The 12,817-nt window shown below is 33.1% G+C and carries 9 protein-coding genes; 4 read left to right on the forward strand and 5 right to left on the reverse strand.

Translation table 11 applies throughout. The annotated features are described in order from the left end of the window. The first annotated feature begins 72 nt into the window (after positions 1–72). Entirely contained in the window at positions 73–2,622 is a 2,550-nt protein-coding gene (locus BUA98_RS04480) for a sodium-translocating pyrophosphatase (protein WP_072970395.1), read from the forward strand. Positions 2,623–2,680: 58 nt separating this feature from the next. Here BUA98_RS04480 and BUA98_RS04485 read toward each other — a convergent pair whose 3' ends face one another. The 4 genes from BUA98_RS04485 to BUA98_RS04500 all read right to left on the reverse strand — a co-directional run bounded on the left by BUA98_RS04485 (position 2,681) and on the right by BUA98_RS04500 (position 4,939). After that, on the reverse strand, positions 2,681–3,049 hold the full coding sequence (locus tag BUA98_RS04485) for a helix-turn-helix domain-containing protein (RefSeq protein ID WP_072970396.1): 369 nt from the start codon (positions 3,047–3,049) through the stop codon (positions 2,681–2,683). A gap of 1 nt (position 3,050) precedes the next feature. Beyond that, positions 3,051–3,347, reverse strand: a complete 297-nt coding sequence (locus tag BUA98_RS04490; RefSeq protein ID WP_072970397.1) for a type II toxin-antitoxin system HigB family toxin — start codon at positions 3,345–3,347, stop codon at positions 3,051–3,053. Positions 3,348–3,509: 162 nt separating this feature from the next. Continuing rightward, positions 3,510–4,124, reverse strand: a complete 615-nt coding sequence (locus BUA98_RS04495) for a deoxynucleoside kinase (RefSeq protein ID WP_072970398.1) — start codon at positions 4,122–4,124, stop codon at positions 3,510–3,512. Beyond that, positions 4,124–4,939, reverse strand: a complete 816-nt coding sequence (locus BUA98_RS04500; RefSeq protein WP_072970399.1) for a hypothetical protein — start codon at positions 4,937–4,939, stop codon at positions 4,124–4,126. Before BUA98_RS04500 ends, BUA98_RS04495 begins: the two co-directional genes overlap by 1 nt. Positions 4,940–5,172: 233 nt before the next feature. On the opposite strand from BUA98_RS04500, the gene BUA98_RS04505 reads away from it, so the two are divergent. The 3 genes from BUA98_RS04505 (at position 5,173) to BUA98_RS04515 (ending at position 11,125) form a co-directional block, all read left to right on the forward strand. Next, positions 5,173–6,087, forward strand: coding sequence for a GLPGLI family protein (locus BUA98_RS04505; RefSeq protein WP_072970608.1), 915 nt, complete (start codon positions 5,173–5,175; stop codon positions 6,085–6,087). A 31-nt stretch (positions 6,088–6,118) separates the two neighbouring features. After that, a complete protein-coding gene (locus BUA98_RS04510; protein WP_072970400.1) occupies positions 6,119–8,806 on the forward strand; it encodes a carboxypeptidase-like regulatory domain-containing protein in 2,688 nt (895 codons plus the stop codon). Between the two features lie 90 nt (positions 8,807–8,896). Beyond that, positions 8,897–11,125 (forward strand): hypothetical protein, encoded by a 2,229-nt coding sequence (locus BUA98_RS04515; protein ID WP_072970401.1) that lies wholly within the window; start codon positions 8,897–8,899, stop codon positions 11,123–11,125. Positions 11,126–11,199: 74 nt separating this feature from the next. Here BUA98_RS04515 and metK read toward each other — a convergent pair whose 3' ends face one another. Further along, complete coding sequence (gene metK / locus BUA98_RS04520) at positions 11,200–12,450, reverse strand: methionine adenosyltransferase (protein ID WP_072970402.1); 1,251 nt, start codon at positions 12,448–12,450, stop codon at positions 11,200–11,202. Positions 12,451–12,817 lie beyond the last annotated feature (367 nt).

A 12,817-nucleotide genomic window follows, 5' to 3' on the forward strand; every position in this document is an offset into this window, starting at 1 on the left:
AGGAGTATTGCTTTTTTGTTTAAATTCGTTTTAGTTAGTTTGTTGACTATTAACCAAAACCACTAAAACATTATGAATGCATTTATGATTTACTTGCCAATTGTTATGGCAATTTTAGGATTACTTTTCATGGGAATAAAAAGAGCTTGGGTTTTAAAACAAGATGCAGGCGACGGAAAAATGAAAGAGATTTCAGATTATATTTATGAAGGCGCCCTCGCTTTTTTAAAAGCTGAATATAAATTATTAACCATTTTTGTAATTATCGCCAGTATTGCTTTAGCTGGTATTACTTTTATTCCTGGGGTTAAAACGCATTTATTAATAGTAGTTGCATTCATATTTGGAGCATTATTTTCAGCTTACGCTGGTAATATAGGTATGAAAATAGCAACTAAAACAAACGTAAGAACCACACAAGCCGCTCGTACGAGTTTGCCGCAAGCCTTGAAAGTATCTTTTGGCGGTGGAACTGTAATGGGACTTGGCGTTGCAGGTTTAGCAGTTTTAGGCTTAACAGGTTTCTTTATAATTTTCTTTAATATTTTATCAGGCGGGGTTTGGAAGGATACTGAAACGATGACAATTGTTTTGGAAACTTTAGCAGGATTTTCACTTGGAGCAGAATCAATCGCATTATTCGCCAGAGTTGGTGGGGGAATCTACACGAAAGCTGCTGACGTTGGTGCTGACTTAGTAGGTAAAGTAGAAGCTGGAATTCCAGAAGATGATCCTCGTAATCCAGCAACAATTGCTGATAATGTTGGAGATAATGTGGGTGACGTTGCCGGAATGGGAGCTGATTTATTTGGTTCGTACGTAGCAACAGTTTTGGCCGCAATGGTTTTAGGAAATTATGTTATTAAAGATATGGGCGGCTCAATTCAAGACGCTTTTGGAGGAATTGGGCCAATTTTACTTCCGATGGCAATTGCCGGTTTCGGAATCTTATTTTCGATTATTGGAACTCTAGTTGTAAGAATATCTGATGATAATGCTAAAGAAGCACAAGTGCAAAAAGCATTGAACATAGGAAACTGGCTTTCAATTGCTCTAACCGCAATAGCTTGCTTCTTCTTAGTACAACATATGTTACCAGAAACTATGCAAATGAGTTTCTTCGGAGAAGGATCTAAAGATATTTCATCAATGCGTGTTTTCTATGCCACATTAGTTGGATTAGTAGTTGGTGGAGCTATTTCATCAGTAACGGAATATTATACGGGATTAGGGACAAAACCAGTTATGGCAATTGTACAAAAATCATCTACTGGAGCTGGGACAAACGTAATTGCAGGTTTGGCAACCGGAATGATTTCTACCTTTCCGACCGTTTTATTATTCGCTGCGGCAATCTGGATTTCTTATGCTTTGGCAGGATTTTATGGAGTTGCATTAGCTGCTTCAGCAATGATGGCAACTACAGCAATGCAGTTAGCGATTGATGCTTTTGGGCCAATCTCAGATAATGCCGGAGGAATCGCAGAAATGAGTGAATTACCAAAAGAAGTGCGTACCAGAACAGATATTTTAGATTCAGTAGGAAACACTACTGCAGCAACAGGAAAAGGTTTTGCAATTGCATCAGCAGCATTAACTTCACTGGCTTTGTTTGCTGCCTATGTAACGTTTACAGGAATTGACGGAATCAATATTTTTAAAGCGCCAGTTTTAGCGATGTTATTTGTCGGTGGAATGATTCCGGTAGTTTTTTCAGCTCTGGCTATGAATTCTGTTGGAAAAGCTGCAATGGATATGGTATATGAAGTACGTCGTCAGTTTAAGGAAATTCCTGGAATCATGGAAGGAACCGGAAAACCTGAATATGGAAAATGTGTTGAAATTTCTACAAAAGCTGCTTTACGCGAAATGATGTTACCAGGTATTTTGACAATTGGTTTCCCAATTGCAATTGTGTTATTAGGTAAATTAGTTTATGCAGATAACAATCAGTTAATTGCTGAAATGTTAGGAGGATATATGGCTGGAGTTACTGTTTCTGGTGTACTTTGGGCTGTTTTTCAAAACAATGCCGGAGGAGCCTGGGATAATGCTAAAAAATCTTTTGAAGCTGGAGTTATGATCAATGGCGAAATGACGTACAAAGGTTCGGATGCACACAAAGCTGCTGTAACCGGCGATACTGTTGGTGATCCGTTTAAAGATACTTCTGGGCCTTCAATGAATATTTTGATTAAATTGACGTGTTTAATAGGCCTTGTAATTGCTCCAATTTTGGGAGAAGGACATTCTTCTTCAACTATGGCTGAAAAAGGATCGTGCTGTAAAATGGAAATGCATGCAGGCGGAGTGTCTAAATGTGGCGATTTATCTGGAATGACAAAAGAAGAATGTATTAAAATGTGCAAAGAAAAAGGATGTACTGCTGAAGAAACAGCAAAATGTTTGGCACATTATGATGCAAACGGAAAATATGCTAATCAAAGAACAGACTGTTTTGATACTTCTAAATATAGTAAAAAACGTGTTGAGGTTAATTTGTCTACCACAAACGGTGTTACCGTTGGAACCGTAACAAAAACTGAAAACGGAAAAACCACAACTGAAGTTTACGAAGGAACTGAAGCAGAAGTAAAAGCAAAGATTGAAGCTGCTAAATAAAAAAAATCATTGTTAGTTATAAATAGAAAATGCCTCTAAATTTTAGAGGCATTTTTGTTTATAAGTCTAAAGCATATTCTTTTATTAAAATTGATGCTGGAATGTGAAGTTCTTCGGTTAAAATTCTAATTTGCTTTATTGTTAAAGCTCTTTTGCGTTTAAAAAGTTCTGACACTCTTGAGCGGCTATTTAATAGAACACCTAAATCAGCATCAGTAAGTCCATTTTGTTCCATCATAAATTTAATGGCTTCGATAGGGTCTGGGTCAGGAATGGGATAGTTTATCTTCTCATATTTTTCAATAAGTGTTACCAAAATATCTAATTCATCTCCTTCTTCTGTATTAGGTTTAGCATCAAAAAGAATGTTTACTCTTTCTAAGGCTAATTCATAGTCGTGTTCTGTTTTAATTGGTCTTATTTCCATTTTACAATGTTTTAATATCTTTTAAATTGTCATACTCATTATGAGTGCCAACAAATAAAATGTAGACAATCTGTGTGTTGTAATTAATTTTGACGATTAAACGATAATGATTTCCGCAAATATTAAATATTACTTTATTATTCCCAACAAAATCGGCCGATCCAAACATTGATCTGACCGTATTTGAATTCTCAAAGTTATTTTTATCAAAAACCTGATACCACGATAATAATTGTTGTTTCGAATTTGGAAAACGCTCCCAAAAATTTTGTAATGTTCTTTTAGCTATTATTCTCATAAACGTAAGGCAAATATAGGTATATTTTCCCAATTTGGGAAATGTTTTTAAGAAGAGAATATAAAAATAAGAAAATAATTACAAATTAAAATTGTACTATTGTTTAAAAACAAAAATGCCTCTAATTTTAGAGGCATTTTTTTATAATGTATATTTCGAACACTAAAACAATCCGTTCAATTCAGCATCAATTCTATTAATGATGTTTCCTAAATCTTCTGGATTATCAACGAAGTTAATATTGTCAACATCTATAATCAAAAGTTTTCCTTTGTTATAAGTCTGAATCCAGGCTTCATATCTTTCATTCAATCTGCTTAAATAATCAATCGAAATTGAATTCTCGTATTCGCGTCCGCGTTTATGAATCTGACCCACTAAATTCGGAATAGAACTTCTCAGGTAAATCAATAAATCAGGAGCTTTTACCAATGATTCCATCAATTCAAATAAAGAAGTGTAATTTTCGAAATCACGACTTGTCATTAAACCCATAGAATACAAGTTGGGAGCAAAGATGTAAGCATCCTCATAAATCGTTCTGTCCTGAATGATTTTTTTTCCGCTTTCGCGAATTTGTTGCACCTGACGAAACCTGCTGTTTAAGAAATAAATCTGCAAATTAAACGACCAACGCTCCATTTGGTGGTAAAAATCATCTAAGTAAGGATTGTCAACAACATCTTCATAATGGGGTTCCCATTTAAAATGTTTGGCCAATAATTTAGTCAAAGTTGTTTTTCCAGCGCCTATGTTTCCTGCTATTGCTATGTGCATTACGGTGTTACGATTTTATAATTGGTGATTTCTTTAGTTGTAAAAATAGATAAAATTTGGTCTTTGTAACAGAATTTATCAAAGCTTTTTTGTAAAATTTCAATTTCAGAAACTGTAGCTGAATTTGCACTGCTAATGTCTTTAAAATACAACAAATTAGCTTTGCTGAAAATATATTGATGATCGTTTAAAATTTCAATTTTATCAAAGTCAGGAACTTTTCCTAAAGCCGTGGTTTTTCCAAAAATATCACAAGAGAACCAATTGTTTTTTTTATCAATCCAAAAAAAGGTATTAAAGTCCGTGTGATAATATTTTATAGCTTCTGTTAAAGGGGTGGAAACTGTTTTGTATTCATTTTTCAAATAATCAAAAAGACCAATTTGTTGATTCAAAGTATTGAAAATCCATAATTGATTTTGGGTTGACATGCCAATTGCTGGTACAACAATGGGAGTATTATTCTGAGAAAAATTAATTTCTGTCATCTTGTTTAATTGATTGTCTAACAAAACAACGGTATTAAAATCTTCATAGAATAAAACTATTTTAAGAGGATTAAGAATGTCGACTTTTGTAATATTTCCCAATGAAACATTTTTATACTCAAAGATCTCATTTCCCTTATATTTTTTAAAGACATTATTTTTTATATAATAAGAAAATCCAAAAGAATCATAACCCAAAAAGGTATCAATATCAACTATGAAGTTTGAAATTAAAGAAGCCTTTATTTTTTGATTTTGCGCAGAAATAGCAGAAAATGAACAAGCGATAAAAAGTAGAATTAAAATTTTGCGCACTGTTTTCTTCATAAGAAATGGGTTTCAAAGAAGCCAAATTACGAAAAACTATAGTATGAAATAGAGTAAATGGCATATTTAGTTTGTTTTTGCCTTTAAACCTTTTCATAATTACAACAATCTAAATAACAGTTGATTTCGTCGATAGGTTATACGAATTGATATATTTAATTTTTTGTATTTTAAAATTAATAATACATTTGAGAGTAAGTTCTTATAATGAACTCAATTTAAAAGAAAATGAAATGAAAAAAATATTTTTATATATGTCTTTAGTGCTAGCATTTACTCAAATGCATGCGCAAAAAGATTTTCAGGGAATGGCGGTTTATGAGTCAAAAACGCAGGCGCCTAAAATGGATGGAATGCGTGCAAATAGAGATATTACGCCGGAAATGCAGAAAAGCATGGAAGAGCGAATGAAAAAAATGTTGGAGAAAACCTTTATTTTAAATTTCGATAAATCGGCATCTATTTATAAAGAAGAAGAAAAGTTAGAAACTCCGGGTCAACAAGGTGGAGGAATGCGTATCATGATGAATTCCTTTATGGGTGGTGGAGGCACTTTTTATAAAGATGTGAAGAGCAAATCATATACAGTTGACAAAGAGTTTATGGGAAAAGAGTTTCTGGTTATAGATTCTCTTCCAAAATTAAATTGGAAAATGGAATCGGAAACCAAACAAATTGGTGGTTACACTTGTTATAAAGCAACAGCTGTAAAAGAAGCAAGTAAAACCGATTTTAGAAATTTCAGACCTAAAAATGAGAACGAAAAAAAGGCTGAAGATAAAAAAGAAGATAGCAAGAAAACTTCAGGAGAAACAAAAACTAATTTTGCAGACAATTTTGAAATTCCAAAAGAGATTATCATAACCGCGTGGTATTCTCCGGAAATTCCAGTTAATCAAGGTCCTGAAAGCTATTGGGGCTTACCGGGTTTGATTTTAGAGGTGAACGATGGAAGAACAACAATTTTATGTTCGAAGATTGTTTTAAATGCTAAAGACAAAGTCGAAATAAAAGCGCCTACAAAAGGTAAAGTGATTTCTCAAAAAGATTACGATGAAACTGTAATTAAAAAGATGGAAGAATTTAGAGAAATGAATCGTGGCCGTGAAGGTGGTCCGGGTGGTGGTCCGGTAATGATTAGACGTTAATTTTTTTTGCATTTCACAATAGATTTTTTCCATGAAAAATATACTCTTTTTTGTCATTTTTTTGATGACGTATATATCCTTTGCCCAAACGGTACGTTTTGATGGTTTTATTCAGGACGAACAGAAAAACCCTTTGGAAATGGCCAATATTATGGCGGTTAACAATGGGACAAAAGCAATGGACTCCTACGGAATTACCAACGATAAAGGAAAATTTCAGCTTACTTTAAAACCAAATACTGCTTATACGGTTAAAGTAAGTTATCTCGGAATGAAATCTAAAGAAATTTCAATCTCAACCAGCACTGAAAATATAGTTCAGAATATTGTCATGGATGGCTCAGGAATTGAACTTGAAGGTGTCGAAATTGTTCGCGAAATGCCAGTTTCAATAAAAGGAGATACCATTGTTTATAATGCAGATTCTTTTAAATCCGGAACAGAAAAAAAGCTGGAAGATGTATTGAAAAAATTACCAGGGGTTGAGGTAAATGCCGATGGAGAAATTGAAGTTGAAGGGAAGAAAGTCAGTAAATTAATGGTTGAAGGAAAAGATTTCTTTGATGGTGATACCAAACTTGGGGTTAAAAATATTCCCGCAGATGCCATTGATAAAATTCAGGTTTTACGAAATTACAATGAAGTTGGTGCTTTAAAAGGTTTAGAAAACGATCAGGATAATGTGGCCATGAATATTAAACTGAAAGAAGGTAAAAAGAACTTTTGGTTTGGTGATGCAACGGCCGGAATTGGGGTTGCAGAACTCGACAGTCGTTATATTATTAACCCGAAATTGTTTTATTACAGCCCAAAATACTCCATTAATTTAATTACCAATTTTAATAATATTGGCGAATTGCCCCTGACCGCTCAGGATTATTTTAAGTTCACGGGAGGATTTAAAAATATGATGAAAAAGGGTGGAAGCAATTTTAATGTTTCATCAAATGATTTAGGAATTTCACTTTTAAGAAATAACCGAGCGAAAGAAATTGAAACGAAGTTTGGCGCTACCAATTTTGCTTATTCCGTTACAAAAGCTTGGAATATTAGTGGTTTCGGAATACTTTCTGCGTCAAAAACAGATTTAGAAACCAAATCTCAGACTACGATTTTAGATTCGGGTGATCAACAGAAACGAGATGAACTAACACACCAAAAGAATAATTTGGGGCTTTTTAAATTGAGTTCGACGTATAAACCAAATGATAAATTTCAGTTTGATTATGACATCTTAACCAAATTATCTAAACAAGATGAAGACACTGATTTGTTGCGTGAATCGGTTGTAAATGATATTTCGTCTGTTGAAACCATTTTGACAAATAAAAAGCAGAATCCAACATCGGTAAATCAAAATTTGAGTTTGTATTATACACAAAGTGATAAAAATATTTTTGCTTTTGAGATGCAGCATTTATATCAGGACGAAAATCCGTTTTATAATGCTAATTTACGTTCGCAGCCTTTTGATTTGTCTGGATATATTACAGGTCAGCAACGAAATGATTTGAATCAGGATCGTTTTGTGAAAACAAACAAGCTCGATGCTAAGCTGGATTACTATTATATGGTGACGCCAAAAAGTAACATTAATATTACTTTAGGAAATACCTATTCGTATCAGGATTTCAATTCTCATATTTTTCAAATGCTGGATAATGGTGATAGAAATGATTTGAATGATCCACAAAATAACAATCAGGTTAATTATAATTTTAATGATACTTTTTTAGGTTTTCATTATAAGATCTTATCAGGAAAATTTACTCTGACACCTGGTATTAGCTTGCATTCTTATTCGATGACAAATACGCAGCTGGGAACAGATTATTCTCAAAATTTTACAAAAGTGTTGCCTGATTTTTTCGCCTTATATCAGATCAAAAAATCAGAAACACTGACTTATAATTTTTCTTTATCAAATGATTTTACAGATATAAATCAGTTGGCAGCAGGTTATGTTTTATCTGATTACAGTAGTTTATTTAGAGGAAATCGATTTTTAGAAAATGCAACATCGCAAGTGCATTCGCTGCGTTACTTTAAATATAATATGTTCAATTTTGAGAACATTTTTGCCAATGCAACCTATACTAAAAAAGTAGACGCTATCAAAACCAAAGCTGATTTTGATGGAATCAATCAATCTTCAGTGCCTTATAATTCTAATTTGGCAGATGAAACTTTTTCCGGAATGGGAAGTTACGGACGCTCTTTTTTGAAGAATTACAAAGCATCGGCAGTTGCAAGTTTCAATTGGTCAAAATTCAATAATATTCAGAATAATGTTTTGGCCACTACAGAAAGTTTTACCCAGAGTTACACCGTTAGAGCTTCAACAAATTATAAAAACTTTCCGAATTTAGAAGTCGGCTATAATGCATTAATCAATCAATACAGTGGTTCAACGTATTATACAGATAAGCCTTTTGCAAGATTAGATTATTACTTCTGGAATAGCTTCTCATTTGTGTCAGAATATGAATTCTATCATTATTATAGTTCTAATAAAACAGTTGATAACGAATATGATTTTTTAAGTGCCAGTTTAATTTATCAAAAAAAAGACAGCAAGTGGGAGTATAAAGTTTCGGCGACAAATTTGTTGAATACAACATATCTGAACGATGATAGCTTCTCACAATTCTCTACGCGTGTTTCTCAATACACTGTGCAGCCTCGCTATATCATCTTTTCAATGAGATATAATTTATAGTATTTTAATTACAAATTATTCTTTTTTGTGATTTGTTTAATGAGCAATGCGATATCTTTGCACGCAATATTAATAACCAAAATTTTAAGCATGCGTAATTTTATCTGGAGTTTCTTATCCGTTTTTTGTGTAATATTTGTTTCGTTTTCTCAGACAAAAGGTATTCAGAAAGGGACTTATCTGTCTACAAATAAAGGAGAAAAAATAAAATTGAATTTATTAGAGGATAATAAATACGAGTTGGTTTTTTATTCAGGAGAGTATGAAATTAAAGGGGATTCACTTTTATTTTCGCAAAAAGTAAAATCAGAGAATGCTTTTGAAGTTGCTTTTAAAAGTGATAAAAAAGCGCAGAAAGTTAAAATTAAATTTTTGGATCCGTCTTATTATTCGTTTTATATCGGAACGCAAAATTCAAACAATCCTGTTCAATATCAAAAAATAACCGATATCAGAACTAAAGTCGACCCGGAATGGATTCAGACCAATTTAGAATTTGAAATTGATAAAGCAGATTATTTGTATTTAGTTTATGAGGATTACAATGGCGAAAGTAAATTGTCAAAATTTGCGCTACCAAAATATGTTTCTGAAGTGACTATTAACTATCAATTAGCTGCTGTAAACGATTTAAATATTGCCGGTTTTTTTGATCAAAAAACAAATGAGTTGAGAATTTCTGAGCAAAAAGGAAAAAATCCATTGGTTTTTTTAAATGAAAAAGATACGCCTCAGGCTACAGTTTCTAAAGTAGTTCCAGTTGAAAGTCAGACTATTTCAAACTGGACTTATCCGGGAAAAGAAGCATTGGTAAGTGATGATTTTGGTACAGAAAATGTAGCGGTTGATAGTACTGCGGTTGTTGTAGATTCTTATCCTTCAACTAAATTTGATTTTAAGTTTAAGATCGAAAATAATTTAAAAAGCGCTATTTCATCAACTAAAAATAAACTTTTGGTTGTGTATGTTGACAGTAAAAATCCATCGGCGAAAGCTGATTTTGATACTTTTATTAAAGAGCAGGAAACGCAGGTTGGATATACTATGTATGATGCATATCACGCTGAATACGATCTTTTTAATTATTATTTGGCTTCCGCCGAAGATAAAAAATGGCTGAAAACCAATAAAATAACAGATAGTCCAAGCATAATTATATTAAATGAAAATGGAGCTGTTTTAGCAACTTCAAAATCTAAGTTGACGGAGAAACAAGCTCAGTTCAATTATTATGACGGATTTTATAAAAAAGCGCAGCGGGTAAATGCCTTACTTTCTTTTGATAAAGCAGTTAAAAATAAAAAAGCAACGGATGCCGATTTGATTATGGCTTTTAATAAAGCTGCGGTTCTCGAATTGCCTTACGATTATGATTATGCTGAAGCAAGTTCGGAGAATCCTGAAGATTTTAAGCTTGTAAAAGTGACGCTAGATAAAAAAACAGTTTCTCAAACCTGGAAAAAACTAATTGAAGCGCATCAAAAAGATGCAAAACCCAATATGTATCTGGTAGAAACAATTCTGAAAGAAATTAAAAATCAAGGATTTCACAAGCAATTTTTCAATGAAGATAAAGTGTTAACTGATACTGATTTTTTATCTATTGATTATTTGATTAAACATGCTGATGCTATAGAAACGCAAAGAGTGACTTTTAATGAGAAAGTAGGAGAAACACATTTGATTGGAAATGTAATTGCTGAAATTACTGCTGCATTGCAACAAAATACCTATATAGAAGCAGATGGAGTTTCAGGAGCAGCGAATAAGGACAAGACAATAGCTGTTTATAAAAAACTAATTGCTGCCGGAAAAGGAAACTTTGAATGTTATAGAAATTACTTTGCCTATTTAGGTGAAGCAGAAGATAAAGACGGTTCGAATACTAGTTATTTAAAAGAATTTAGCAGTTATTTCAATACTAATCTGGCAACAGATAAAGGAAGCGCAATTGAACGATTAGATGAAATGTACGCGACTTTAGATCCAAATTCTGATTACTCATACAATGGATGGAATGCATTTAAAGAATACCATTCGAACTTATGTAATGAAGCTGCATGGACAGTAGTTTTAAAACCTGGTAATGCTAACTTTTTAAAATCTGCAATTGGCTGGTCTGAGTATAGTTTGGCGGTAACTAAGAACAATCCTTATTATTTAGACACTCTGGCACAATTGTATTATAAAGACGGACAAAAACAAAAAGCTGTCGAAACCCAAACATTAGCTGTGAAATATCTAAATGCTGAGGTCGAAGAAGAAACAGCCATCGAAATCAAAGAGACCTTAACAAAGATGCAGGACGGAACATATTAATTATTCCGAATCAAAAAAAGAGGCTGTCTAAATGAATAGACAGCCTCTTTTTGTATATAAAGTTTCAGATTAAATTACAATCCGAAAGCAGCTTTTACTTTGTCAACAAAATCAAGTTTCTCCCAGGTAAATAACTCAACGGTAACTGTTTTTGAATGCCCTCCCGGAGCAGAAAAAGTTTTAGTTACTACTTCTGGTTTACGTCCCATGTGTCCGTAAGCAGCAGTTTCGCTATAAATAGGATTTCTTAATTTTAAACGTTGCTCGATAAAGTAAGGACGCATATCAAAAATAGCTTCTACTTTTTTAGCAATTTCACCGTTAGTTAAGTTTACTTTAGAAGTTCCGTAAGTATCAATAAAAATACCCATTGGCTCCGCAACTCCAATTGCGTAAGAAACCTGTACTAAGATTTCGTCAGCAACACCTGCAGCAACTAAGTTTTTAGCAATATGACGTGTAGCATAAGCAGCACTTCTGTCTACTTTACTTGGATCTTTTCCAGAGAAAGCACCACCACCGTGAGCTCCTTTTCCACCGTAAGTATCAACAATGATTTTTCTTCCTGTTAAACCAGTATCTCCGTGAGGTCCTCCAATAACGAATTTTCCTGTTGGGTTAATATGGTAGTTGATTTTATCATTGAATAAATGCGCGTGAGCTGGATTTTTAGCGATAATTCTTGGAATCAGGATTTCGATAATATCTTTTTTGATTTTAGCCAACATTGTAGCTTCCTCATCAAAATCATCGTGTTGAGTTGAAATTACAATCGCATCAATACGAGTTGGTTTGTTATCGTCGCTATATTCTAAAGTTACCTGAGATTTAGCATCTGGGCGTAAATAAGTTATTTCCTTATTTTCACGTCTTAAAATAGCTAACTCCTGTAATAATTTATGAGATAAATCAAGTGCCAATGGCATGAAGTTTTCAGTTTCGTTAGTTGCATAACCAAACATCATTCCCTGGTCACCTGCACCTTGTTCTTCTGGCTTAGCTCTGTCTACACCTTGATTGATATCAGCAGATTGTTCGTGAATTGCTGATAAAATTCCACAAGAATTTGCTTCAAACATGTACTCGCTTTTTGTATATCCAATTTTACGGATTACTTCACGAGCAATTTGTTGCACATCAAGATAGGTATTCGATTTTACTTCTCCAGCCAAAATTACCTGACCAGTTGTAACTAAAGTTTCACATGCTACTTTTGAGTCAGCATCAAATGCCAAGAAGTTATCAATTAATGCATCCGAAATTTGATCTGCAACTTTGTCTGGATGCCCTTCACTAACAGATTCTGACGTAAATAAATAAGCCATAATAATTATTAAATTAAAATTAAGCGAGGAAAAATAATTGCTAAAAGGGCTAAAGGAGAGTTTCTGCTTTAGCATTTTTTACTACTGAAATCAATCTTTCAGTATTCATAACGAACCATTTCATTATGAAGAGGTTGCAATCAGTTCAAATTTTTCCTCTGTATTCGCGTGCAAAAGTACAAAACCATTTTGATTTGCAAATTAAAGTTCAACTTTTTTTATTTTTATAAGCAGAAATTTAACATAAACATACTAATCTGATAGGGTAATGGAAATTAATTTACTTTTTGTTTGGAAGATTAAAAAATTGTTCAGACATTTGCCGGATCAAAATAAAAGAAAAATGAAATTTACAGTTTGCAATATG

Source organism: Flavobacterium saccharophilum, from assembly GCF_900142735.1.
Taxonomy (GTDB): domain Bacteria; phylum Bacteroidota; class Bacteroidia; order Flavobacteriales; family Flavobacteriaceae; genus Flavobacterium; species Flavobacterium saccharophilum.